This is a genomic window from Pseudoxanthomonas sp. GM95, assembly GCF_900109775.1.
Taxonomy (GTDB): domain Bacteria; phylum Pseudomonadota; class Gammaproteobacteria; order Xanthomonadales; family Xanthomonadaceae; genus Pseudoxanthomonas_A.
This window is the reverse complement of sequence record NZ_FOAX01000003.1, coordinates 378,117-402,083: the sequence shown is the minus strand read 5'-3', so window position 1 is coordinate 402,083 and position 23,967 is coordinate 378,117. Positions and strand designations below refer to the sequence as shown.

Here is a 23,967-nt window from a genome sequence, read left to right as displayed (position 1 = left end):
GGGCGCTGATGCGCTTGCTTATGGCCGAAAGCTCATATGTGTGGTGCCGATCGCCATTTCACCGGCCCGGGCGCGGTGCCTAGGGTGGGCACCCTGCGCTGAAGTGCGCGGATTCCCTTTCGTGTCCAGGTACGTGTCATGGCCAGCGCCGCCTTTGCCGTCTCTCCCACCGCTTCGTCTCCTGCCGGCGAGGTCCAGATCCTGCCGTTCGACGCGCCACTGGGCGCCGAGGTGATCGGCCTGGACCTGTCGCAGCCGGTGGATACGGCGACCTTCAAGCGCATCCACCAGGCGCACCTGGACCACCACGTGCTGGTGTTCCGCGATGTGAGCATCACCCCGGCCCAGCAGGTGGATTTCAGCCGCCGCTTCGGGCCGCTGCAGATCCACGTGCTGCGCAAGTTCCAGCTGGCGGGCACGCCGGAAGTGCTGGTGGTCTCCAACATCAAGGAAAACGGCGAGCCGATCGGCCTGGGCGATGCCGGCCATTACTGGCACTCGGACCTGTCCTACAAGGACAAGCCCAGCCTGGGTTCGCTGCTGCATGCGCAGGAGCTGCCCAAGGAAGGCGGCGACACCTTGTTTGCCAACCAGCATCTGGCCTTCGAAACGCTGCCCGACGAACTGCGTCGCGCCATCGACGGTCGCCTGGCCGAGCACAGCTACCTGGCCAAGTACGAGGAGCTGCGCGCGCGCAGCCCGTGGCGCCCGGCGCTGACCCAGGCGCAGATCGACGAAGTGGTGCCGGTGCAGCATCCGATCGTGCGCACGCATCCGGAAACCGGCCGCCGTGCGCTATTTGTCAGCGAGCACTTCACCACCGGCGTGGTCGGCTTGCCCAAGGACGAGAGCGATGCGCTGCTGGCCGAACTGTTCGCGCTGAGCACGCGTGATTCGCTGGTCTATCGCCACCAGTGGCAGGCCAACGACATGGTGTTCTGGGACAACCGCTCGGTGATGCACCTGGCCGCCGGCACGCCCGATCACGAACGTCGCAAGTTGTACCGCACCACCATCGAGGGCGACGTGCCGTTCTGATCCGCGGCGCATCGACTCGACTCCTTTCCCACGAGCTGTCCCATGAACCCACGTCCGTCTTTCGCTCCGCGCCGCGCGCGCGGCCTGTCCGTGTTGCTGATCGCGGCGCTGTGCACCGTGCTGCTGGCCGCCTGCGGCGGTGAGGCGCAGCCGCAGGCCGGCGCGGACGGCGCGCAGGCCGAGAAAGCCACGCTGCGCATCGGCCAGCAGTTCGGCATCGTTTACCTGCTGCTGGACGTGGCGCAGGAGCGCGGCCTGATCGAACAGCAGGCCAAGGCCGCCGGCATCGACGTCACCGTGCAGAGCCAGCAGCTCTCCGGTGGCTCGGCGATCAACGATGCGCTGCTGAGCGGGGCGATCGACATCGCCGGCGCGGGCACCGGGCCGTTGTTCACCATCTGGGATCGCACGCGTGGACGCCAGGACGTGCGCGGCATCGCCTCGCTGGGCAACTTCCCGTATCAGCTGATCAGCAACGCACCGCGCGTGAAAAGCATCGACGACCTGGGCCAGGGCGACCGCATCGCGGTGCCGGCGACCGGGGTGTCGGTGCAGTCGCGCATCCTGCAGTACGCCTCGGCCCAGCGCTGGGGCCAGGACCAAGCGCTGAAACTGGACGCGCTGCAGGTCGCACTGCCGCACCCGGATGCCGCCGCCGCGCTGATTTCCGGTGGCAATGAGGTCAACACGCATTTTTCCTCGCCGCCGTACCAGCAGCAGGAGCTGGTGCGCAATCCGAAGGCGCACGTGATCCTGGATTCCTACCAGGTGCTGGGCGGGCCGTCCTCGGCCACGGTGCTGTACGCCACGGCCAAGTTCCAGCAGGACAACCCGAAGCTCTACCACGCCTTCGTCGCCGCGCTGGACGAGGCCGCCAAGTTCATCGCCGCGCATCCGGAGGAAGCCGCCGACATCTTCGTCAAGCGCAATCCTTCCAGCGATCGCGCGCTGGTGCTGCAGGTGCTCAAGGACCCGCAGGTGCAGTTCAAGATCGCGCCGCAGAACACGCTGGGCCTGGGCAAGTTCATGCAGCAGGTCGGCGCGATCAAGCAGGCGCCGGCGGCCGTCAGTGACTACTTCTTCGATGACCCGCTGATCGCGGGCGGGAGCTGATCCGATGACGGTGCACGCGCTGCCGACGCCGCTGCTGCAGGTGGACAACGTCAGCCTGGAATACGCCGATGGCGCGCGAATCGTGCGCGCCACGCATCGGGTGAGTTTCGACGTGCACGAGGCCGACCGCTTCGTCTTGCTGGGGCCGTCGGGCTGCGGCAAGTCGACCTTGCTCAAGGCCGTGGCCGGCTTCATCGCCCCGCGCGAAGGCCAGATCCGCCTGGACGGCAAGGCCGTCAGTGCGCCGGGTCCGGACCGTGTGGTGGTGTTCCAGGAGTTCGACCAGCTGGCGCCGTGGAAGACCGTGCGCCAGAACGTCGTGTTCGGCCTGCGCGCGGCGGAGAAGAAATTGAGCCGCGCCGATGCCATCGCCCGCGCCGACGAGGCGCTGGAACGCGTCGGCCTCGCGGGCTTCGCCGAGGCCTATCCGCACACCTTGTCCGGCGGCATGAAGCAGCGCGTGGCCATTGCACGCGCGCTGGCGATGCGCCCGCGCGTGCTGCTGATGGACGAGCCTTTCGCCGCGCTCGATGCACTCACTCGCCAGCGCATGCAGGCGCTGCTGCTGGAGCTGGCCGAGCAGCTGCGTTTCACTTTGTTGTTCGTCACCCACTCGATCGAAGAGGCGCTAGTGGTCGGCACGCGCGTGCTGCTGCTGTCGCCGCATCCGGGCCAGGTGCGCGCGGAGTTGAACGCGCACCAGTTCGACGCGAGCAGCGGCGCCAGCGTCGCCTTCCAGCAGGCCAGTGCGCGCATCCACCGGTTGCTGTTCGATGAACCGGCCGACATCGCCGCGCCGTTGCGCGCGCGCCAGGAGGCGACGCCGTGACCGCGGCCGCCACGCCGCTGCGGCGCACGCCGCCGGTGCGACCGGAATACGAGCGCGTCGTCCCCCGCATCGAAGCCAGCCTGCCGATCGCCCCGCAGGCGCGCCAGCGCGAGCTGCCCGCCGGCGCGCGGCGTGCGCTGGTGCTGGTGGTGCTGGCCATCGCCTGGGAAATCGCCGCGCGCATCGTCGGCGACGACCTACTGCTGCCCAGCTTCCTGCAAACCGCGCGCGCGTTTTACGAAGGGTTTGTGTCCGGCGAACTGCCGCGGCGCGTGGCCGCCTCGCTCATCGTGCTGGCGCAGGGCTATGCGCTGGGCGTGGCGGGCGCCTTCGTGCTGACCGCGCTGGCCGCTTCCACGCGCATCGGCCGCGACGTGCTGGGCACGCTGGTGGCGATGTTCAACCCGCTGCCGGCCATCGCGCTGCTGCCGCTGGCGCTGCTGTGGTTCGGCCTGGGCAACGGCAGCCTGGTGTTCGTGCTGGTGCACTCGGTGCTGTGGCCGCTGGCGCTGAACATCTTCGCCGGCTTCCAGTCGGTGCCCGAGACGCTGCGCATGTCCGGCCGCAACATTGGCCTGCGTGGGCCGCGCTATGTGTTCCAGCTGCTGGTGCCGGCCGCGCTGCCGGCGATCCTGTCGGGCCTGAAGATCAGCTGGGCCTTCGCCTGGCGCACGCTGATCGCGGCCGAGCTGGTGTTCGGCGCCACCTCGCGCCAGGGCGGACTGGGTTGGTACATCTTCCAGAACCGCAACGAGCTCTACACCGATCGCGTGTTCGCCGGGCTGGCGCTGGTGATCCTGCTCGGCCTGCTGGTCGAGGCGGTGGTGTTCTCCGGGATCGAGCGCATCACCGTGCGCCGCTGGGGCATGCAGCGTTGAGCTGATGTTTGAGGCATGCCGGAAACGACGAAGCCCGCATCACGCGGGCTTCGTCTTTTCTGCAAGGACCTCGATGCAGCGCGTGCCACACCGAAGGCCTGGTTCAACCGATCACGGTGCCGACGACTTGTCCGGCAGCGCGTAGGCGATCACGTAGTCGCCGCGATTGGCATTGGTGCCGGTGCGCGTCGCGCCGCCGGCCACCACCACGATGTACTGCTTGCCGTCCTTGCCGATGTAGCTCATCGGCGCGCCCTGGCCACCGACGGGCAGGCGGCCGCGCCACAGTTCGGCACCGGTGTCGTTGTCCAGCGCACGCACGTAGTAGTCCAGCGTGCCGTGGAAGAACGTCAGGCCACCCTTGGTCACCAGCGGGCCACCCATGGTCGGCATGCCCAGCGGGATGCGCACGCCCGGCACGATGCCGTGCACCGGCGCGTCCTGGATGCTGCCCATCGGCACCTGCCACTTGGTCTTGCCGGTGGTCAGATCGATAGCGGTCATGGTGCCGAACGGCGGCTTGAAGCACGGCACGCCCAGCGGCGAGACGAACATCGAGCGCTCCACGCCCCACGGCGTGCCGGTCTGGGTGGAGTACTCGCCTTCGGTCGAGGGCTTCAGGCCGGTGGCCTTGGCCACGTCCTGCTTGATGAAGCGGCCCCACTGCGCCATGCGGATGTCGTTGATGATCAGCGTGCCGGTCGCGGCATCGACCGCGCCGCCGCCCCAGTTCATGCCGCCGTAGTAGCCCGGGAAGATCAGCGTGCGCTGCTTGTCCGACAGCGGCGTCCACTCGCCTTCCCAGCGCATCTGCTTGAACTCGATGCGGCAGACCAGCTGGTCGAAGATCGACGCGCCCCACATGTCCGATTCCTTGAACGGCGTGGTGCCTACCGACAGCGCCGAGTACGGCTGGGTCGGGGCGACGTTCATGCCCGGCATCGCATCGGTGGCCACTGCGCGCTGCTCGACCGGGAACACCGGCTTGCCGTCACGGCGGTCCAGCACGAAGATCTGGCCGCGCTTGGTCGCCTGGATGATCACCGGCGTGCTGCTGCCGTCCTTCTGCGGAATGTCGTACAGGATCGGCTGCGAGGAGACGTCGTAATCGAACTGGTCGCGGTTGGCCGTGCGGAAGTGCCAGGCTTCCTTGCCGGTCTTCAGGTCGACCGCGACGATCGCATCGTTGTACTCATCCGAATACGGATGGCGGTTGCCGGTCCAGAAGTCCGGCGTCTGGTTGCCCAGCGGGAAGTAGGCCAGGCCCAGCTTCGGGTCGTAGGCCGCGGTGCCCCAGAAGTTCGGGGTTTCCAGCGGGAACAGTTCGCCCTCGGCGAGCTGGCCGTCGGTGGTGCCGCGCTTGGCGTCCCAGGCCCACAGGATCTTGCCGGTGACCACGTCGTAGCCGCGCACCACGCCGCCGGGTTCGCCGACGCTGAGATTGTCGTTGAGGCGACCGCCGACCATCACCACGCCATCGGCGACCAGCGGGGCCGAGGTGACGTTGTAGGTGCCCTGGTCGCTGGCGGCCGGCGCCGGCGCGATGCCCTTGCTCAGGTCGACGTAACCGTGGTCGCCGAAGTCCTCGCACAGCGTGCCGGTCTCGGCGTCGAGCGCCAGCAGGCGCGCGTCGATGGTGGTTTCGATGATGCGCTTTCGGCAGGTCGCCGGGGCGATCGCGGTGGTGGCATCGGTCGCGGGCGCGGCCGGGTCAGCGGCGACGGGCGTGGCCGAAGCCAGCTTGTCCAGGTCGGCATAGCCGACGCCGCGGCAGCGCTTCCAGCCCTTGGTGCTGGCGCTGACGACGGCCTTGGGATCGAAGCGCCACTTTTCCTTGCCGGTGGTCGCGTCGACGGCCATCACCTTGCTCAGCGGCGTGCACAGATAGACGGTGTCGTCCACCTTGAGCGGGGTGACCTGGTACTCCGCGCCGTCCACGGCCATGTCGCCGGTGCGGTAGGTCCAGGCGACCTTGAGGTCCTTCACGTTCGCCTTGTTGATCTGGTCGAACTGGGCGAAGCGGTCACCGCTGGTGTTGCGGCCGTAGGCCGTCCAGTCGTTGCCATCGGCCTTGCCGGCGTCGGGCTGAATCACCGGCGCATCGGCGCCGGCGTCGGCCACCACGGTCGGGTGCGGACGGAACATGCCGGTGAAGAAGCCCGCCAGCCCGATCGCGAACACCGCCGCCAGCACGCCGGCGACCTTGCAGCCCAGCGCCGGGCTGCCGTCCTTGCGACGCAGCAGCGGCGCGGCGGCCGAGGCCAGCAGCGCGATCACGATGAAGGCGATCAGGCGCGGCACCAGCTGCCAGAAATCGGTGCCCACTTCGGAGAAGGCCCAGACCGCAGCGACCACCAGCAGGCCCAGCGCGATCCACAGCGCCAGCGCCCGGCGCGCGACCAGCAGGCCACCGACCGCGGCCATGGCCAGGCCGGCCGGCAGGTAGAACCAGGAACCGCCCAGGGAGAGCAGGTACGCGCCGCCTCCCGCCAAACCCAGGCCCGCCAGGACCAGGGCGATGCCGACCACGATGGTCAGCCCCGTCAATAGTTTTCGCATACACGCCTCGTGAGTGCCCCGGGCGTGGGTGCCCGGCGGCCGTGGAAAAAGCGCCGGGGCCTTTCTCCGCGCACAAGCACTCCCGTTGGCACGGCCGCAAGGCCGCACGCGGATGACTCACACGTTGCCGGGGCCCGACGAGACCCTGAGAAAGGCGATACCTGCTTGGCGATACGCGATGCAGGCCAGCGCGGGCGGGATGTTAAACAGCGGCCGAACGGGCCAAACCGTCAGCCAGCGGCAATCTGACGCGATCTGCCCAGAAAACTGATTTACGCGATCGGCAGCGCCCGGGCCGATTCGATGTTTTCCATCGTCACCAGGTGGAAGCGCACGTGCGGATCGGGCGCGCGCGCGATCTCGCCGTTGGCGTAGAGGATCGACTGCAGGCCGACCACCGCCTGCGCGGCCGGATCCTGGTCGATCAGCAGCGACATCACGCCCCGGCGCAGCAGGTCGACGTTGCCCGGGTGGGTTTCGTGGGTGAACCACAGCGGGCGCTCGGCCGGCGACAGGCCTTCCAGCACTGCGCGCACGCCGTCGTTGGCACCGCCGGTGTTGTACACGCCGACCAGGCGCGAATGCCCGTGCAGCGCGTTGCGCATCGCCGTCTGCGCGCGCGCGTTGACGTCGCCCACGTCCACCGGCCCGATCAGCTGCAGCCACGGTGCGTGCTGGGCCAGGCCTTCGACGAACCCGGCCGTGCGCTGGCGATGGACCACGTAGGACTGCGGGCCGGTCATCAGCAGCACCCGGCCGGGCTGCTGCATGAAGCGGCTCATCATGAAGGCCGCGCTGCGCCCGGCCGCCACGTTGTCGATGCCCACGTAGGTGCGTTGCTGCTGGAAGGTGATATCGCTGGTCAGCGTGGCGATCGGCACTTCGGCCTTGGCCACGCGGCCCAGCGCCTTGCGGATCTCGGCGCCGTCGTGGGCCAGCACGATCATGCCGTGGCAGTGGCGGCTGGCTTCGCGGATGAGCGCGCCCAGGCCATCGGCGGCGCGCACGTGGTGCACGCGGGTCAGCTCCACACGCGGGCGCAGCGCGGCGGCGGCTTCGTCCAGCGCCCTGTCCATGCGCGCGAAGTACTCGTCGTCCTCGGCCGTGCGCACCACCAACACTCGCAGTGCGTAGTCGTCGGGCACGGCGGGAAGGCGGTTGCTGCCGAGCTGGCGCGCGGCTTCGATCACCTTGCGGCGGCGCACGGCGGAGACGCCGGCGCGACCGTTCATGACGCGGTCGACGGTGCTGGGGCTGACACCGGCGAGTTCGGCGATGTCCTGGAAACTGGTTTTGCGGGTGGGCATGTCAGCGGGTGCTTCGATGGGGCCGAACCGACGATGCCCGCGCAGGGCGGGCATCGGTGACAGCCGGCGGTGGCATGGCAGGTCAACGTCCAATCCTGCGCATTTCGCGTCAGGACCGAGCCCGCATCCTAATCCACCGCGCCGGATTTGCCTCGAAGACTGCCGCGACAGCGCGTTTCAGGCATGGGCCGACGCGGCACGCGGACGCCGCCGGAACAGCCACAGCGTGCAGCCCAGCCCGGCCAGCGCGGCCAGGTCCAGCCACAGCGCGGGCGCCGCGCGGCTGCCGGTGGCGTGGATCAGCCAGGTCGACATCGCCGGAGTAAAGCCGCCCATCGTGGCCGTGGCCAGGCTGTAGGCCAGCGAGAACCCGGTGGTGCGCACGTCGACCGGCATCAGCTCGGTCAGGGCGACCACCATCGCGCCGTTGTAGGCGCCGTACAGCAGCGAGAGCCACTCGCCGGCCAGCAGCAGGCGGGTGAACGACGGCGCGGCCACCAGCCACTGCAGCAGCGGCCACGCGGTGAGCAGGGTGGCCACGGTCGCGGCGATCAACAGCGGCTTGCGGCCGATGCGGTCGCTCAAGGCGCCCATCACCGGCAGCCAGATGAAGTTGGAAATGCCCACGCAGCAGGTCGCCAGCAGCGCATCCAGATCGCTCAGCTTCAGCGCCTCGCGGCCGTAGGTCGGCATGTAGGCGGTGATCAAATAGAACGACACCGTGGTCATCATCACCAGGCCCACGCCGGCCAGCACCAGCCCGGCGTTGTCGCGCAGCGAGCGCAGCATCGCGCGTGCATCTGGGCGCTCGGTGCGCGCGCTGAATTCCGGGCTTTCCTCCATCGAGCGACGGATGAAGAAAATCACCGGCACGATCAGGCAGCCGATGAAGAACGGGATGCGCCAGCCCCAGGCATCCATCTGCGCCGGCGCAATCCAGGTGTGCAAGGCCACGCCCAGCGCACCGGCCACGACCACCGCGACCTGCTGGCTGGCCGACTGCCAGGCCACGTAGAAGCCGCGATGCCCCGGCGTGGCGATTTCGGCCAGATACACCGATACGCCACCGAGTTCGGCGCCGGCGGAAAAACCCTGCAGCAACCGGCCCAGCAGTACCAGCGCCGGCGCCAGGACGCCCAGCGTCGCGTAGCCCGGCACGAAGGCGATCAGCAGCACGCCGAAGGACATCAGCGCCAGCGTCACGATCAGCCCTTTGCGCCGGCCGTGGCGATCGATATACGCGCCCAGCACCAGCGCGCCCAGCGGCCGCATCAAGAAGCCCGCGCCGAAGGTCGCCAGCGACAGCATCAGCGAGGCGAACGCGCTCTGGGTGGGGAAGAACGTCCGGCCGATGGCCGCGGCATAGAAGCCGTAGACCATGAAGTCGAACATCTCCAGGAAGTTGCCTGCGGTCACGCGGAAGATCGCGGACGCACCGTGTGGAGGCGAAGCGGGTTTCATCGTGGCGGTCACGGCGTGGGGGTGCCGTCTGGCGTGCGAGGCAGACGAGGCTACCCCAATGCGGCATGCGCGCCGTGACCGGCGTGTCGCCGTGTGTCATGCCGTGCAACACGCGGTGATGCGGCAGCGGCCCAAGCACGCCGCATGCCTGCGTGCCGGCCAAGAAAAAGCCCGCACGAGGCGGGCTCTTCTTCAACGCAATGGCGACGCCGCGATCAGAGTTCGATCACGTCGAAGGTCACGTCCGGATTCACGTCGGCGTCGTAGTCCACGTCGTCGCGCTCGAAGCCGAACAGCTTGAGAAACTCGTGCTTGTAGCTGGCGTAGTCGGTCAGCTCGAACAGGTTCTCAGTGGTGACCTGTGGCCAGATCGCCTTGGCGGCAGCCTGCACTTCGGGCTTGAGTTCCCAGTCGTCCAGGCGCAGGCGGTTTTCATCGTCCACTTCCGCCGTCGCGCCATCGGTGCGGTACATACGCTCGCGGAACAGGCGGTCCAGCTGCTCGATCGTGCCTTCGTGCAGGCCCTGTTCCTTCATCACCTTGAAGGCGATGGAGATGTACAGCGGCATCACCGGGATCGCCGAGCTGGCCTGGGTCACCACCGACTTGAGCACCGCGACATTGGCGCTGCCGCCGTCGGCACCGAGCTTGGCGTTGAGGCGCTGCGCGGTGGCATCCAGGTCGACCTTGGCCTTGCCCAGTGCGCCGTGCCAGTAGATCGGCCAGGTGATCTCGGTGCCGATATAGCTGAAGGCCACCGTCCTGGTCGCCGGGGCCAGCACGCCGGCCTCGCTCAGCGCGTTGATCCACAGTTCCCAGTCCTGGCCGCCCATCACGGTCACGGTGTCCTCGATCTCCTGCTCGGTGGCCGGCTCGATCGAGGCGTGGGTGATGGCGTCCTTGTTGGTGTCAATGGCGGTGGAGCTGTACGGCTGGCCGATCGGCTTGAGCGCCGAGCGCTTGAGTTCGCCGGTGGACGGCAGCTTGCGCACCGGCGAGGCCAGCGAATACACCACCAGGTCCACCTGGCCGCCCATCTCGGTCTTGATCAGTTCGATCACCTTGGCGCGCGCTTCATCGGAGAACGCATCGCCGTTGATCGAGCGGCTGTACAGGCCTTCGGCCTTGGCGAACTTGTCGAACGCCGCGGCGTTATACCAGCCGGCGGTGCCGGCCTTCTTCTCGCTGCCGGGCTTTTCGAAGAACACGCCCAGCGTATCGGCGCCGAAGCCGAACGCGGCCGAGATGCGCGCGGCCAGGCCGTAGCCGCTGGAGGCACCGATCACCAGCACCTTCTTCGGGCCATCGCTGCGCACGCCATGCGCGCGAGTGGCGGCGATCTGGTCGCGCACGTTGAGCTCGCAACCAAGCGGGTGGGTGGTGGTGCAGATGAAGCCGCGGACCTTGGGGTGGATGATCAAAATCAATGCCTCGATGGAATGCTGTGCGCGCGGCATCTTAATCCGCCGGGCCACCGCGGGGCCACGTTCGCGGGCGTATGGGCGTTGTGTCCGCTGCGGGGTCGCACTGCATCGTTCCCTGTGATGTCCGCTCACGCGCGTGCTGCCGTCATCGCGGCAATACGGCGAATTTCACGGTGTTTTCGCTGCGTTTTGGGACACTGTCGGTCCGGCCGAAGCGGGCCGTGGTGTATCATGCGTGGGCTAACCGAGCCTTGCGTGGCCTTGCCCGACCGCTCTGTCCCTTTCGATCCTGCAGCGCCGTGGTGTCCACGCGGCCGTCCGGGATTGCTCCCTTCGCACAACACCGGTCGCGCGCACTGCGCCGCACCGCGGGTTCTGCACAGCCCTGATGCTTGCGCGGGCGGGGAGGCCACATCCCCATGTTCCTGGAGCATCACATGTCCCATTCCCACGCCCATTTCGGGTGGTTCAAGCGCCGTCGCCAACTGCAGGTGGACGAGGTCACCGTCGTCGACAAGCCAATGCTGAAGAAAGCCGTGGGCGCAGCGGCGCTGGGCAATGCGATGGAGTGGTTCGACTTCGGCGTGTACGGCTATATCGCCGTGACACTGGGGCACGTGTTCTTTCCCACCGGCAGCCCGGCCGCGCAGCTGATCGCCACCTTCGCGACTTTCACCGTGGCGTTCCTGGTGCGGCCGCTGGGTGGGCTGGTGTTCGGCCCACTGGGCGATCGCTACGGCCGGCAGAAGGTGCTGGCCGCGACCATGATCCTGATGGCGCTGGGCACGTTCTCGATCGGTCTGATTCCGTCCTACGCCAGCATCGGCATCTGGGCGCCGATCCTGCTGCTGCTCGCGCGTCTGGTGCAGGGCTTTTCCACCGGCGGCGAATACGGCGGTGCGGCGACCTTCATCGCCGAGTATTCGACCGATCGCAATCGCGGCTTCATGGGCAGCTGGCTTGAGTTCGGCACGCTGGGCGGCTACATCGCCGGCGCGGCGACGGTGACCGCGCTGCACTTCGTATTGAGCGATGCGCAAATGCTGGACTGGGGCTGGCGCATCCCGTTCCTGATCGCGGGACCGCTGGGCCTGCTCGGCCTGTACATGCGCATGAAGCTGGAAGAAACCCCGGCCTTCCAGGCCTACACCGAGGAAGCCAGCAAGCGCGAGCAGGACACGCCGGGCCTGGGTGAACTGTTCCGCATCCATTGGCCGCAGCTGCTCAAGTGCGTGGGCCTGGTGCTGGTGTTCAACGTCACCGACTACATGCTGCTGACCTACATGCCCAGCTACCTGAGCGTCACGATGGGCTACGCCGAAAGCAAGGGGCTGTTGCTGATCATCATCGTGATGCTGGTGATGATGCCGCTCAACGTGGTCGGTGGCGTCTTCAGCGACCGGCTCGGCCGCAAGCCGATGGTGATCGGTGCGTGCGTCGCGCTGCTGGTGCTGGCGATCCCGTGCCTGCTGCTGATCGGCACCGGCAACGATGCGCTGATTTTCCTCGGCCTGATGCTGCTGGGGCTGGCGCTGGTGTGCTTCACCAGCTCGATGCCGTCCACGCTGCCGGCGCTGTTCTACACGCCGGTGCGCTACAGCGCGCTGTCGATCGCCTTCAACGTGTCGGTGTCGCTGTTCGGCGGCACCACGCCGCTGGTCACCGCGTGGCTGGTCGAGCGCACCGGCGATCCGCTGGTGCCGGCGTATTACCTGATGGGCGCGGCGGTGATCGGCATCGTGACCATGCTGTTCGTGCGCGAAACCGCGAACCTGCCGCTGCGTGGTTCGCCACCGGCGGTGGCCAGCGCGGCCGAAGCCCGCGCGCTGGTGCGTAGCGACGAGCCGGTCACCGTGGATGACGCACTGCCTGAATTGCCGCCGCCGCCGGCACCGCCGTCGCAGGCGATGCCGACCTGAGCAGGACGGGCTGAAACAAGCCGCAATCGCGGCCATCCAGGCGATGGCCTGCCATTGTGCGGACATGGCGATCTGCTAACTTTCCAGCGGTTCTTTCCCTGGTCGTGTCGTCATGTCCTTGCGCTCCCTGCGTCCTGCTGTCCTTGCCCTGTCCGCCGCTGCCGCCTTGGGCGCATGCGCGAGTGGTCCCACTGCCTCCCATGCCGCGCTGGCCGATGGCGCCACCGCGCAGGTGGCGATCCTGGAGACCACCGATGTGCACTCCAACATCCTCAGCTACGACTACTACAAGCAGAAAGCGGATCCGTCGCTGGGCTACGAGCGCGTGGCCACGCTGATCCGGCAGGCACGCAGTGAGTTTCCCAACAGCTTCCTGTTCGATAGCGGCGATACGATCCAGGGCACGGTGCTGGCCGATTTCCAGGCCAAGGTGCAGCGGGTCAGATGCGATGAGGAGCTGGGCATCTACAAGGCCTTCGACGCGATGGGCTACGACGGCGGTACCGCCGGCAACCACGAGTTCAACTATGGCCTGGGCTTTTTGTCGCAGGTCAGCGGCACGCCGATGAACGTCGACGGCGGCACCACGCAAAAGTGCAAGGGTCCGAACTATCCGCTGGTGCTGTCCAACGTCTACAGCACGCGCGATGACCAGCCGATCTTCAAGCCGTGGACCATCGTCACCAAGACGATCACCGTCACCGGCGCCGACGGCAAGCCGCAATCGGTGTCGCTGCGCGTGGGCATCATCGGCTTCACCCCGCCGCCGATCATGGCCTGGGACAAGCAGAATCTCGAAGGCAAGGTGAAGGTCACCGGCGTGATGGAAGCCGCGCAGCGCTACCTGCCCGAACTGGAAGCGCAGCATCCGGACCTGGTGGTCGGCATCCTCCACGGCGGCCTCAACGCCGCGCCGTACACGCCGGACATGGAGAACGGCGGCTGGCACCTGGCCGGCCTGGACGGCATCGACGTGCTGCTGCTCGGCCACTCGCATACCGAGTTCCCCGGCCCGCGCTACAAGGACCTGCCCGACACCGACGCCACGCGCGGGTTCGTGCGCGGCAAGCCGGCGGTGATGGGCGGCTTCTACGGCAAGGACCTGGGCGTGATCGACCTGCAGCTGGTGCGCAAGGACGGCCGCTGGACCATTGACCCGACCACCACGCACAGCGAGGTGCGCCCGATCTGCAAGACCAAGACCGACTGCGTCGCCGCCGATCCGGCGATCGCGCCGCTGGTGGCGCAGGCGCACGAAGCCGCGCAGGCCTACGTCAACACGCCGATCGGCAAGAGCGAGGTGCGCTTCACCAGCTACTTCACCGACCAGGGCAACAGCTCGGCGCTGGCCGTGGTCAACGCCGCCCAGCGCGACTACGTGCTGCGCGAACTGCCGCGCCTGCATCCGGAGCTGGCCGATGTGCCGGTGCTGACCGCCGCCGCGCCGTTCCGCACCGGCTTCGGCGGGCCGGACGACTACACCGACGTGCCGGCCGGCACGCTGACCCTGCGCAGCGCGGCCGATCTGTATTTCTTCCCCAACACGCTGACCGCGGTGAAGGTGGACGGTGCCGGCGTCAAAACCTGGCTGGAGAAATCCGCCGAGCGCTACCAGCGCATCGACCCGTCAAAGGCCGGCGCGCAGCCGCTGATCAACCCGCGCTACGAGGGCTACAACGTCGACCAGCTGCAGGGCGGCATCGCCTATGTGGTCGATGTCACCAAGCCGGTGGGCCAGCGCATCACCGCGCTCACCTACCAGGGCAAGCCGATCACGCCCACGCAGCCCTTCATCGTAGTGACCAACAACTACCGCGCCAGCGGCGGCGGCAATTTCCCCGGCCTGGACGGCAAGAACGTGGTGCTGGCCGCGCCCGACGGCAGCCGCGAGATCCTCGCCGCGTGGCTGAAGGACAAGGGCACGGTGACCGCAAAAGACATCGAGCCGACCTCGTGGCGCTTCGCACCGGTCAAGGCTGCCGGCCCGCTGACCTTCGCCTGCCCGCCCGGCAAGCTGGACGTGGCCAAGGCCGAAAAACTGCCGCCGATCCGCGAGCTGAGTAACGACGGCAACGGTAGTGCGCAGTGCGCGATTGATCTGTCGGGGAAGTGAGGCGGACTCATTGCGCTGAACTGACGATGCACGCACGCATCGTCAGCGTTCGAGCGCGCTGACGCGCTTGCCTTTGACGTATGTGAGCTTCAGCGGCGTTGAAGATTCGCTGTCGTGAAAGATCAGGAACTCCCCGTCGGGCAAGCCATCCTTGAAAGGTCCGCGCCATTCGATCGCATCCAGGCTTCGTTCGCCGAAAAAGGTGCCGTAGGCTGCACCCGTAAACAGCGAGCCGTCGCGATTTCGCGCTTCCACAGGCACGACGTCGCGCGATGTTTCCAAAATGAGATCGCGCTCGTGCACGCCACGATCCGTGCAGCTCGCGGCGAGCAGCACAAACGCCAGCAAGCAAACACAGCCGCGATAGAGGTCTGACCGACGTTGTCCGAACCTTTTCATCCTGATCGATCCCTCCATGGTGTTCGTGAGCCAACAAGCCCGCTTATTGCTAACGAATCCTCGAGATCACGTGATCGACATAGCATGGGCCGCGCATGACGATGTACCCGTCAGTGACGTCGGTCGCGAATACATGGACGGTGTTGCCACGGCGCAATAAGGTCTCAAGCTGCGTCGCGTTGTACTTCTTGTAAGAATTCAGCGCATGAGCCGCATCAGATGGCGTTAGCGCAGGCCCGATTTGGGGACTAAAGAGAGGGGCTGCTTTGCATGTTGCGATGTGCGGTGCGCCTGGCTGGCGCAGGCGCTGCGCGAGAAAAATTCCGGTCGCGCAAGCCAGCAGGGTCCAGGTGCAGCACCACAGCAAGATACGCTTTGCGTTCCATCGCTGTGAATTCATTGCGGTCTTATGCGTCCTTCGCAAGCACCGCATTGCGCCGCCCGTACGCCACATACGCCATCAGCCCGATCACGTTCCAGATCGCGAAGTACAGTTGGGTCTTGCTCGGCAGGCTGAGGAACAGATACAGGCAGCCCAGGATTGCCAGCGGGCCGACGATCCAGGCCAGCGGCGTGCGGAAGGTGCGGGTGCGGTTGGGTTCGCGCTTGCGCAGCACGAGCATGCACGCGGCCACCGCGGTGAACGCGGCCAGCGTGCCGGCGTTGGCCAGCGCGGCGATTTCATCCAGGCGCGCCACGCCGGCCAGCGCGGCGACCAGCACCGCCGTGAACAGCGTGGTCGCCACCGGCGTGCCGGTGCGCGCGTTGACCTTGGACAAACCGCGCGGCAGCAGGCCGTCGCGCGACATCACGAAGAAGATGCGGCTCTGCCCGTACAGGAACGCTAGCAGCACCGTCGGCAACGCGATCACCGCCGCGGCGCCGATCACCTTGGCCGCACCTGGCGAGCCCAGCTCACGCAGGATCATCGCCAGCGGCTCGGCGCTGTGGCCGAAGACCGTGTAGCTCATCGCGCCGACGGCGGCCAGCGCCACCAGTACGTAGATCAGCGTGCAGCCGACCATCGAACCGATGATGCCGATCGCCAGGTCGCGCTCGGGCTTCTTGGTTTCCTCGGCGGCAGTGGAGATCGCATCGAAGCCGTAGAACGCGAAGAAGATGATCGCCGCCGCGGCCATCACGCCGTGCTCGACGCCATCGGCGCCGACCGACTTGGCAAAGCCATACGGCATGAACGGCTGCATGTGGCCCGCATCGAAGTGCGGCAGCGCGATCGCCACGAAGATGCTCAGCGCGATGATCTTCACCACCACCAGGATCGCATTGAGCGTGGCGCTCTCGCGCGTGCCGGCCATCAGCAGGCCGGCGACGACGAAGGTGATCACCACCGCCGGCAGGTTGAGGAGGCCGCCGGCATGCGGCCCGGCCGTCAACGCCAGCGGCAGGTCCACGCCCAGCCCTTTGAGGAAGCCCACCGCATAGCCCGACCAACCCACCGCGACGGTGCTGACCACCAGCGAGTATTCCAGGATCAGGCTCCAGCCCACGACCCAGGCGATAGTCTCGCCCAGCGCGGTGTAGCTGTAGGTGTAGGCGCTGCCGGCCGCGGGCATCATCGTGGACATCTCGGCGTAGGCCAGCGCCGCGCAGGCACAGACGATGCCGGCGGCCAGGAACGAGATCAGCACCGCCGGCCCGGCCAGGTTCGCGCCCACGCCGATCAGCGTGTAGATGCCGGTGCCGACGATGGCGCCGATGCCCAGCGCGATCAGGTGCGGCCAGCCCAGCGTAGGTACCAGCTGGCGCCCGGCCTCGTGCACGGTGACGGTATTGATGTCCTTGCGGCGCAGCCAGCTCGACATGCGTGATGCCTTGTTCGGAAAACAGGCCCCAAGTGTGGCCGATGGCCGTGCCGGATTGCACGCCGTGCTGCGGCGGGGGGCGACGTCGCGATGGCGCTTGAGGGCCGCTCGTAGCTGCGGTTTCGCCTCGTTTTTAGCGTTGGGGGACGCGCGGCCGGAGGCAGAAGGCGACTGCTTCCACCCCGTGTCGATTTCCGGCACGCTCAGCCGTCGCATCGGCAAACACCTCTTCAACGGAGCCGCCCATGACCCCGACCATCACCGCCTTCGCGGCCTCGCCCGATCGTGGCAAGGGCCTGGCGCGCGACATGCGCGTGCGCTGGGCGCTGGAGGAAGTCGGCCAGCCTTACCAGGTGCGGCTGGTGACATTCGCCGAGATGAAGCAGCCGGCGCACGTGGCGCTGCATCCGTTCGGCCAGATTCCCACTTACGAGGAAGACGGGCTGACCCTGTTCGAGTCCGGCGCGATCGTGCTGAGGCTGGCCGAGCAACACACCGGCCTGTTGCCGCAGGACCCGCACGCACGGATGCGCGCGATCAGCTGGATGTTCGCCGCGCTCAATACCGTGGAGCCATCGATCGTCGAGCGTTCGATGGCGTGGCTGTTCGAGCGTGAGCAGCCCTGGTACGCCTCGCGCATCGTGATGCTCGATACGCGCGTGCGCCAGCGATTGGATGAGCTATCACGACGCCTGGGCGATGGGCCTTGGCTGGACGGCGACTTCAGTGCGGGCGACCTGCTGATGGCTAGCGTGCTGCTGCGCCTGGGCAGCAGCGGGATCGTCGATGCGTATCCGAATCTTGCCGCCTTCCTCGCCCGCGCCACGGCCCGGCCGGCGTATCGGCGCGCGTTCGCCGCGCAGGAAGCGGTGTTTCTGGCATCGCAGCCGCCGGCGGGTTGATCAATCAGAAGCGGCAGGTCGTGTGGTCTGCGCGCGCCTACAGGTCAGCCGCCTTGCACCAGCGACCAGGCGATCTGTTCACCGGCGCGCATCGGCACGACAGCCGAGCCCGCCAACGGATAGCTGGCCGGTACGGTCCACGCGGTGCGCTCCAGGACGATGCGGTCGGTGTTGCGCGGCAGGCGGTAGAAGTCCGGGCCGTTGAAGCTGGCGAACGCCTCCAGATTCTCCAGCTTGCCGGCCTGCTCGAAGGCCTCGGCGTACAGCTCGATCGCGGCATGCGCGGTGTACAGGCCGGCGCAGCCGCACGAGGTTTCCTTGGTCTCGCGCGCATGCGGGGCGCTGTCGGTGCCGAGGAAGAAATGCGTGTCGCCGCTGGTCGCCGCCTGCAGCAGTGCCTGGCGATGCGTTTCGCGCTTGAGGATCGGCGCGCAGTAGTTGTGCGGGCGGATGCCGCCTTCGAACAGTGCATTACGGTTGAGCAGCAGGTGGTGCGCGGTGAGCGTGGCGCCCACGTTTGCCGGCGCGCCGGTGACGAAGTCCACCGCGTCCTTGGTGGTGATGTGCTCCAGCACCATGCGCAGGCCGGGGAAGCGTGCCTGCAGCGGCAGCAGATGGCGTTCGATGAAGATCTTCTCGCGGTCGAAGATGTCGATCGCCGGGTCGGTGACCTCGCCGTGCAGCAGCAGGGGGAGTTCGTGCTTTTCCATCGCCTCCAGCACTGCGTAGACGCGCGAGAGTTCACGCACGCCGGACTGCGAGTTGGTCGTGGCACCGGCGGGGTAGTACTTCACCGCGAACACGCTGTCGCTGGCCTTGGCCAGGGCGATTTCCTCGGGCGAGGTGTCCTCGGTGAGGTAGAGCGTCATCAGCGGCTGGAAGGTGGACCCGGCCGGCAGCGCGGCGAGGATGCGCTGGCGATACGCGTCGGCCTGCGCCACGGTCGCCACCGGCGGCTTGAGGTTGGGCATCACGATGGCGCGGGCGAACTGCGCGGCGGTGTGGCCGACGACCGAGGACAGCGCCTCGCCATCACGCAGGTGCAGGTGCCAGTCATCGGGACGAGTCAGTTCAAGGCGCATGGGGGTCATACCGCGGAATACCGGACTATCTGGAGGGTGGGGATGCCGGGCATGGGCGTGCCGGCGCGCGAGGACGGTCAGCGCACTGTGGCCATGTCCGGCGGGCCGCATGATATCGCATCGCTTCATTTTTCCTGTCTGGCCGGCGGCCGCCCTGAGCTTGGACGGGCCTGCGCGGCCGAGCGCCTGGACGGGACCTGGCAGGTTCACTGTTTGCCTTCATGAAAGGCGCGCGATCGGCGGCTGGTGCCGGCAGCCGATCGGCTATCCTGTGCTCCGTCGCGGCATGCCTTTCGGAGCAAACAAGCCTTCCGGACCCGACGCGCTACGACCTCCATGCGCGGAGGTTCGGGCCTCCTTCGATTGCCTATCGCCATGAAACCCGCTCCTTTCACTGACCATCCTCAGCTTGTGGGCTTCGACATGCCTGGCGTATCGGCGCCGGCCGAAACGCGCACCACGCTGACGGCGTTGCTCGATGTGACCCCGGGGATCCGCTGGCAACAGACCTTCATCGCCCGTGCCGAGCAGTTCAGGACAGAGCATCAGCTGGAAGAGGTGCGCCTGATCGGTACGCATCTGACCGTGATAGGTAACAGCCAGCGCCTGCGCACGCTGGCACCGGCCATCCAGGAGCTGATGTCCGATGTCTCTCGCCTGTGTTTCGGCGGTCGGCATGCAGCGTCGTCGCCGCGCCGCGCCGATACGCCAGCCGGCGAAGACCTCGGTATGCCGGATGTTCGAGCCCAGGAGGTCGCGCTGGTCAGCCGGGTCCACAACGTGCAGGACCTGCTGGCCGAGGTCGGCAAGCTAACCGGCATGCGATTCAGCGCCATCGCCCGGGTCACCGACACGCGGTGGACGACGTGTGCGGTGCATGACCTGCTGGCCTTTGGCCTGAAGCCGGGCCAGGACCTGATCCTCGAGACCACGATCTGCAACGACCTGCGGCAGTCCGGCCAGGCGATTACCTTCAACGACGCCACGACCCACCCGCAGTTTTCGCGGCACCACACGCCGGTGATCTACGGCTTCAAGTCGTATATCTCCGTGCCGATCGTGCTGGCCGATGGCGCGCTGTTCGGCACGCTGTGCGCGCTCGACCCAGAACCTGCGCAGCTGGATGACGCGTTGATCCGCCAGATCCAGGACATGGCCGCCACCGTGGCGCAGCAGCTCTCCGCGCTGCTGGAAGCAGCGCCAATCGGCACGCTCAAGGTTCTGGAATCTGAAAACTGAGGGCGCGCCGCGCCGCGCGCGGTCAGGGCTCCTCGCCGTTGAGCGAGGCCAGGTGCGTGGCCAGCCACTGCGCCGCGGGGCCGAGCGCGGCATCGCGGCGATAGGCCACGAACATCGGCATCAGGCGCTGCGGGTCCCAGTACGGCGACGGCAGCTGCACCAGCTTGCCGCTGGCGAGGTCGTCGCGGACCAGGTGCGCGGGCATGCCGCCCCAGCCCAGCCCGGCCAACAGCATCGCGTGCTTGGCGCCCAGGTCGTTGAGCCGCCAGGTCTGGCTGGAAAACACGCCGCGGTCCGGACCGGACAGATGCTGCGCGCGGTCGGTGAGCACCAGCTGCACGTGGTCACGCAGATGTTCGCTGAGCAGCTCGCCGGGCTGCTGGGCCAGCGGGTGGTGCGGGGCGGCCACCGGCACCATGGTGATCGACGCGGCCGGGCGCACTTCCAGCTCGGGCAGTTCGGCGGCGATCGGGTTCAGCACGCCCAGCATCGAGCGACCGTCGAGCACCTGTTCGGCCGCTGCGCCCATGTTGTCCACCAGCACCCGGGGCGATACCGCCGGCCACTGCGCGCGAAACGCCAGCAGCGCCTGCAGCAGGCGGCACATCGGGTACATGCCGTCGACGGTCAGGCAGACCTCGGCCTCAACGCCGGTGGCGAGCCCGCGCGAGAGCGCGTGGAACGCGCCGACCTCGCCGACGATGCGCCGTGCGCGCGGCAGCAGGGCCTGGCCGGCCGCGCTCAGCACTGGTCGATAGCCACTGCGGTCGAACAGCACCAGCGCCACCTGTTCCTCCAGCCGCTGGATCGCGTAGCTGACCAGCGACTGCGTCCGGCCCAGCGCACGCGCCGCGGCCGAGAAACTGCCATGGTCGGCCGCTGCCAGGAAGACCCGCAGCTGGTCGATGGACAAGGTCTCCATATCGAGATCCTTTGTGGACATGATCGAATCCATCCCGGTTTTTTGTGTGGAGTTTGGCGCGTACGTTACGCCATCTCCTGACTTCAAAGGCCTCCCGCCATGACCCAGCTCCTCGTCCTCCACAACAGCCTCAACCCGTCCGCTTCCGCCTCGCGCGCGATGACCGAGGCCTACCTGACCAGGGTCCGCGCCGCCAACCCGGAGGCCCGCGTGATCGAACGCGACCTGGCCGCCGACCCGCTGCCGCACCTGCCGCCGGAGATCATCCCGTCGCTGTTCGGCCAGCCGGCCCAGCCCGGCCTGGAAGCCGAAGCGGCTGCCCTGTCCGACGCGCTGATCACCGAGCTGGAGCAGTCCGACGTGATCGTGCTGGGCGCGCCGTTCTACAACTTCACCATTCCTTCCACGCTCAAGTCGTGGCTGGACTATGTGATCCGGGGCGGCCGCACCTTCCGCTATACCGAGACCGGCCCCGAAGGCCTGCTGCCGCCAGGCAAGCGCGTGCTGGTGTTCACCGCCAGCGGCGGCGTCTACAGCGCGGGGCCGGCCGCGGCGATGGACCACCTGGTGCCGTACCTGAAGGTGGTGCTGGGCCTGATCGGCCTGACCGACATCGAAGTGGTACGCGCCGAAGGCATGAAGCTGCCCGACGCGGCGGCCACCCGCGCGGCGGCGATCGCGCGCGCGGCTGCGCTGGCCGCCTGACCGCACCCCGCATTCGTCCCCGCCTGCCCGCGGTTGGTCCCAGACCGCCGCGGGCTGGTCCCCCGAGGCTGGCGGGGCGCGGGTTTGCTTCCCAGACTCGCCCCATCAACGGGAGGGCGCGGGACATGAAGCGATGGCAGGCAGGGCTGGCGGGCGTGGCAATGGCGTTCTTGGCCGGCAGCGGCTGGGCCGGCGAGGGCGACTGGGCGCACTACGGCGGCGCGCCGGGCGGCGGCCAGTATTCGCCGCTGACCCAGGTGACGCCGGGCAACGTCGGCCGGCTCAAGGTCGCCTGGTCGTTCCACACCGGCGAGCAGGGCGCGGGCCTGCCCGATCCTGAGCGCCGGCGCTTCGAGGCCAACCCGCTGGTGGTGGACGGGCGCATGTACCTGACCACCGGCACCGACATCGTATTCGCGCTGGATGCGGCGACCGGCATCAAACTCTGGTCGTTCGATCCGAAGATCGCGCGCGACAAGCATTACAGCGATCCGGCCTCGCGCGGGGTCACCTACTGGCGCGATCCGCAGGCCGCCGCCGGCAGCGCCTGCGCGACGCGGATCGTGTTCGGCACGCTGGACGCGCGGCTGATCGCGCTGGATGCGGGCAACGGCCAGCCCTGCGCGGGCTTCGGCACGGCCGGCACGATCGATCTGCACGTGGGCATCGACAGCCGCGACCAGTCCGAAAGCCCCTGGCGCAACTACGCGGTGACTTCGCCGCCGGTGATCGCCGGCGATGTGCTGGTGAGCGGCAGCTCGGTCGGCGACAACCGCGCGCACAAGCAGGAGCAGGGCGTGGTGCGTGGCTATGACGTGCGCACCGGCCAGCTGGTGTGGCGCTGGGATCCGGTGCCGCGCAACGCCGACGACCCGCGCGCGGCCGGCTGGCAGGTCGACCAGGCGTCCACGGTCGGTTCGGCCAATGCTTGGCCGCCGCTGTCGGTCGATCCGGCGCTGGGCCTGGTCTACGTGCCGACCGGCTCGGCCAGCCCGGATTACTACGGCGGCGAGCGCGTGGGCGACAACCGCGATGCCAACTCGCTGGTCGCACTCGATGCCAAGACCGGCCGCCGCGTCTGGGCGCAGCAGCTGGTGCACCACGACCTGTGGGATTACGACCTGGCCTCGCAGCCGGCGCTGGCCACGGTGCAGACCGCGCAAGGCCCGCGCGAGGCGGTGCTGCAGGCGACCAAGACCGGCTTCCTGTTCGCCTTCGACCGGCGCAACGGAGAACCTGTCTTCCCGATCAGTGAAGTGCCGGTGCCGGCCTCCGACGTGCCGGGTGAACATGCCTCGCCGACCCAGCCGATGCCCGAGCCTGCTTTGCGCCTGGCCCGCCACGCCCCGTTGACCGCCGCCGACGCCTGGGGTGTGCTTCCCAGCAGTAAACAGGCCTGCGCGAAGCTGATCGGCGGCCTGCGTTCGGAAGGCATTTTCACCCCACCCAGCGTTCGCGGCACGATCGCCTCGCCGGGCTGGGGCGGCGGCATCAACTGGGGCGGGATCGCCATCGACCCCGCGCGGCAGCTGGCGATCATGCCGGTGATGGAGGTGCCGATGCAGGTCGCGCTGATCCCGCGCGCCGACTATGACGCGCTGACTTCCGAAGAAGCGCGCACGCGCTTCCCCGGCCAGGAGTTCAACAGCATGGACGGCACGCCGTACGCGATGCGCCGCGGCACGCTGCTCTCGCCCAGCGGCACGCCGTGCGTGGCGCCGCCGTGGGGCAAGCTGGTCGCGGTGAACCTGCGCACGCGCACCGTCGCCTGGGAGCGCCCGCTGGGCACGCTCGAAGACATGCTGCCGTGGCTGCCGCTGGAAGTGGGCATGCCGATGCTGGGCGGCGCGGTGAGCACGGCCAGCGGCCTGACCTTCATCGCCGCGGCGGCCGATGCGCGCCTGCGTGCGTTCGACAGCATGACCGGCAAGGAACTCTGGAGCAGCAAGCTGCCGGCCGGCGGCCATGCCACGCCGTCGGTGTACGCGGTCAACGGCACGCAGTACATCGCCATCGCCGCCGGCGGACGCGAAGGCCTGGGCAAGCTGGACGATGCACTGGTGGTCTATACCCTCGACGGCACAGGCAAGGACCTCGTGTTCCAGCACGGCGTGGCGGTGCGGATGACGGTGCTGGCGGTCGCGGGCGTGCTGGTGCTTGCGCTGCTGAGCGGAGGCCCGGTTTGGTGGTGGAAGCGCCGCCGTTGCCGCAGGTAGCGCATGCGGGCATGTGGAATTTGATGATGTGGGAGCTG

General features: G+C 68.1%; 17 protein-coding genes and 1 pseudogene. 10 read left to right on the top strand and 8 right to left on the bottom strand.

Features of this window, described 5'->3' with window-relative positions:
* Positions 1–138: 138 nt before the first annotated feature.
* The 4 genes and pseudogenes from BMZ17_RS16585 (at position 139) to BMZ17_RS16570 (ending at position 3,858) form a co-directional block, all read left to right on the top strand.
* Positions 139–1,038 carry a TauD/TfdA dioxygenase family protein gene (locus BMZ17_RS16585; RefSeq protein ID WP_093141100.1) on the top strand — a complete coding sequence of 300 codons (900 nt, stop codon included), beginning with the start codon at positions 139–141 and terminating at the stop codon, positions 1,036–1,038.
* 42 nt (positions 1,039–1,080) lie between these two features.
* On the top strand, positions 1,081–2,151 hold the full coding sequence (locus tag BMZ17_RS16580) for an ABC transporter substrate-binding protein (protein WP_093141095.1): 1,071 nt from the start codon (positions 1,081–1,083) through the stop codon (positions 2,149–2,151).
* A gap of 19 nt (positions 2,152–2,170) precedes the next feature.
* Positions 2,171–2,932 (top strand): annotated as a pseudogene (locus BMZ17_RS16575) (ABC transporter ATP-binding protein); the annotation flags it as partial.
* Between the two features lie 44 nt (positions 2,933–2,976).
* Entirely contained in the window at positions 2,977–3,858 is an 882-nt protein-coding gene (locus BMZ17_RS16570) for an ABC transporter permease (RefSeq protein WP_093141086.1), read from the top strand.
* Between the two features lie 111 nt (positions 3,859–3,969).
* On the opposite strand, the gene BMZ17_RS16565 is transcribed toward BMZ17_RS16570, so the two are convergent.
* The 4 genes from BMZ17_RS16565 to fabV all read right to left on the bottom strand — a co-directional run bounded on the left by BMZ17_RS16565 (position 3,970) and on the right by fabV (position 10,606).
* Positions 3,970–6,417 carry a membrane-bound PQQ-dependent dehydrogenase, glucose/quinate/shikimate family gene (locus BMZ17_RS16565; protein WP_093141083.1) on the bottom strand — a complete coding sequence of 816 codons (2,448 nt, stop codon included), beginning with the start codon at positions 6,415–6,417 and terminating at the stop codon, positions 3,970–3,972.
* Positions 6,418–6,689: 272 nt separating this feature from the next.
* Entirely contained in the window at positions 6,690–7,724 is a 1,035-nt protein-coding gene (locus BMZ17_RS16560) for a LacI family DNA-binding transcriptional regulator (RefSeq protein ID WP_175485647.1), read from the bottom strand.
* Between the two features lie 177 nt (positions 7,725–7,901).
* Entirely contained in the window at positions 7,902–9,185 is a 1,284-nt protein-coding gene (locus BMZ17_RS16555; RefSeq protein ID WP_093142310.1) for an MFS transporter, read from the bottom strand.
* Positions 9,186–9,400: 215 nt separating this feature from the next.
* Positions 9,401–10,606, bottom strand: coding sequence for an enoyl-ACP reductase FabV (fabV, locus tag BMZ17_RS16550; RefSeq protein WP_093142305.1), 1,206 nt, complete (start codon positions 10,604–10,606; stop codon positions 9,401–9,403).
* A gap of 440 nt (positions 10,607–11,046) precedes the next feature.
* On the opposite strand from fabV, the gene proP reads away from it, so the two are divergent.
* Entirely contained in the window at positions 11,047–12,528 is a 1,482-nt protein-coding gene (gene proP / locus BMZ17_RS16545; protein WP_093142300.1) for a glycine betaine/L-proline transporter ProP, read from the top strand.
* A gap of 112 nt (positions 12,529–12,640) precedes the next feature.
* Positions 12,641–14,641: a bifunctional 2',3'-cyclic-nucleotide 2'-phosphodiesterase/3'-nucleotidase gene (locus BMZ17_RS16540; protein WP_093141077.1), complete on the top strand. Its 2,001-nt coding sequence runs from the start codon at positions 12,641–12,643 to the stop codon at positions 14,639–14,641.
* 42 nt (positions 14,642–14,683) lie between these two features.
* On the opposite strand, the gene BMZ17_RS16535 is transcribed toward BMZ17_RS16540, so the two are convergent.
* Positions 14,684–15,058, bottom strand: a complete 375-nt coding sequence (locus BMZ17_RS16535; protein ID WP_139202966.1) for a hypothetical protein — start codon at positions 15,056–15,058, stop codon at positions 14,684–14,686.
* A gap of 389 nt (positions 15,059–15,447) precedes the next feature.
* Positions 15,448–16,863 carry an amino acid permease gene (locus BMZ17_RS16530; protein ID WP_093141071.1) on the bottom strand — a complete coding sequence of 472 codons (1,416 nt, stop codon included), beginning with the start codon at positions 16,861–16,863 and terminating at the stop codon, positions 15,448–15,450.
* 245 nt (positions 16,864–17,108) lie between these two features.
* Between BMZ17_RS16530 and BMZ17_RS16525 the strand changes: the two genes are divergently transcribed.
* Entirely contained in the window at positions 17,109–17,765 is a 657-nt protein-coding gene (locus tag BMZ17_RS16525; protein WP_093141067.1) for a glutathione S-transferase family protein, read from the top strand.
* Positions 17,766–17,809: 44 nt separating this feature from the next.
* On the opposite strand, the gene pyrC is transcribed toward BMZ17_RS16525, so the two are convergent.
* Positions 17,810–18,856 carry a dihydroorotase gene (gene pyrC / locus BMZ17_RS16520; protein ID WP_093141064.1) on the bottom strand — a complete coding sequence of 349 codons (1,047 nt, stop codon included), beginning with the start codon at positions 18,854–18,856 and terminating at the stop codon, positions 17,810–17,812.
* 414 nt (positions 18,857–19,270) lie between these two features.
* On the opposite strand from pyrC, the gene BMZ17_RS16515 reads away from it, so the two are divergent.
* Entirely contained in the window at positions 19,271–20,086 is an 816-nt protein-coding gene (locus BMZ17_RS16515) for a GAF domain-containing protein (protein WP_217645831.1), read from the top strand.
* Between the two features lie 22 nt (positions 20,087–20,108).
* Here the strand turns inward: BMZ17_RS16515 and BMZ17_RS16510 are convergent, their stop codons facing one another.
* Positions 20,109–21,029 carry a LysR family transcriptional regulator gene (locus tag BMZ17_RS16510; protein WP_093142295.1) on the bottom strand — a complete coding sequence of 307 codons (921 nt, stop codon included), beginning with the start codon at positions 21,027–21,029 and terminating at the stop codon, positions 20,109–20,111.
* A gap of 78 nt (positions 21,030–21,107) precedes the next feature.
* Between BMZ17_RS16510 and BMZ17_RS16505 the strand changes: the two genes are divergently transcribed.
* Together BMZ17_RS16505 and BMZ17_RS16500 are read left to right on the top strand one after the other, a co-directional pair.
* On the top strand, positions 21,108–21,713 hold the full coding sequence (locus tag BMZ17_RS16505) for an FMN-dependent NADH-azoreductase (protein WP_093141058.1): 606 nt from the start codon (positions 21,108–21,110) through the stop codon (positions 21,711–21,713).
* Positions 21,714–21,838: 125 nt separating this feature from the next.
* Positions 21,839–23,929 (top strand): pyrroloquinoline quinone-dependent dehydrogenase, encoded by a 2,091-nt coding sequence (locus tag BMZ17_RS16500; protein ID WP_254775398.1) that lies wholly within the window; start codon positions 21,839–21,841, stop codon positions 23,927–23,929.
* The last annotated feature ends 38 nt before the right edge of the window (positions 23,930–23,967 follow it).

Excerpts from the sequence above, each read along its gene's own strand:
- BMZ17_RS16585 (WP_093141100.1), top strand. The coding sequence starts at position 139 with ATGGCCAGCGCCGCCTTTGCCGTCTCTCCCACCGCTTCGTCTCCTGCC.
- BMZ17_RS16580 (WP_093141095.1), top strand. The coding sequence starts at position 1,081 with ATGAACCCACGTCCGTCTTTCGCTCCGCGCCGCGCGCGCGGCCTGTCC.
- BMZ17_RS16565 (WP_093141083.1), bottom strand. The coding sequence starts at position 6,417 with ATGCGAAAACTATTGACGGGGCTGACCATCGTGGTCGGCATCGCCCTG.
- BMZ17_RS16560 (WP_175485647.1), bottom strand. The coding sequence starts at position 7,724 with ATGCCCACCCGCAAAACCAGTTTCCAGGACATCGCCGAACTCGCCGGT.
- BMZ17_RS16555 (WP_093142310.1), bottom strand. The coding sequence starts at position 9,185 with ATGAAACCCGCTTCGCCTCCACACGGTGCGTCCGCGATCTTCCGCGTG.
- proP (WP_093142300.1), top strand. The coding sequence starts at position 11,047 with ATGTCCCATTCCCACGCCCATTTCGGGTGGTTCAAGCGCCGTCGCCAA.
- BMZ17_RS16540 (WP_093141077.1), top strand. The coding sequence starts at position 12,641 with ATGTCCTTGCGCTCCCTGCGTCCTGCTGTCCTTGCCCTGTCCGCCGCT.
- BMZ17_RS16535 (WP_139202966.1), bottom strand. The coding sequence starts at position 15,058 with ATGGAGGGATCGATCAGGATGAAAAGGTTCGGACAACGTCGGTCAGAC.
- BMZ17_RS16530 (WP_093141071.1), bottom strand. The coding sequence starts at position 16,863 with ATGTCGAGCTGGCTGCGCCGCAAGGACATCAATACCGTCACCGTGCAC.
- BMZ17_RS16525 (WP_093141067.1), top strand. The coding sequence starts at position 17,109 with ATGACCCCGACCATCACCGCCTTCGCGGCCTCGCCCGATCGTGGCAAG.
- pyrC (WP_093141064.1), bottom strand. The coding sequence starts at position 18,856 with ATGACCCCCATGCGCCTTGAACTGACTCGTCCCGATGACTGGCACCTG.
- BMZ17_RS16515 (WP_217645831.1), top strand. The coding sequence starts at position 19,271 with ATGCCTGGCGTATCGGCGCCGGCCGAAACGCGCACCACGCTGACGGCG.
- BMZ17_RS16510 (WP_093142295.1), bottom strand. The coding sequence starts at position 21,029 with ATGTCCACAAAGGATCTCGATATGGAGACCTTGTCCATCGACCAGCTG.
- BMZ17_RS16505 (WP_093141058.1), top strand. The coding sequence starts at position 21,108 with ATGACCCAGCTCCTCGTCCTCCACAACAGCCTCAACCCGTCCGCTTCC.
- BMZ17_RS16500 (WP_254775398.1), top strand. The coding sequence starts at position 21,839 with ATGAAGCGATGGCAGGCAGGGCTGGCGGGCGTGGCAATGGCGTTCTTG.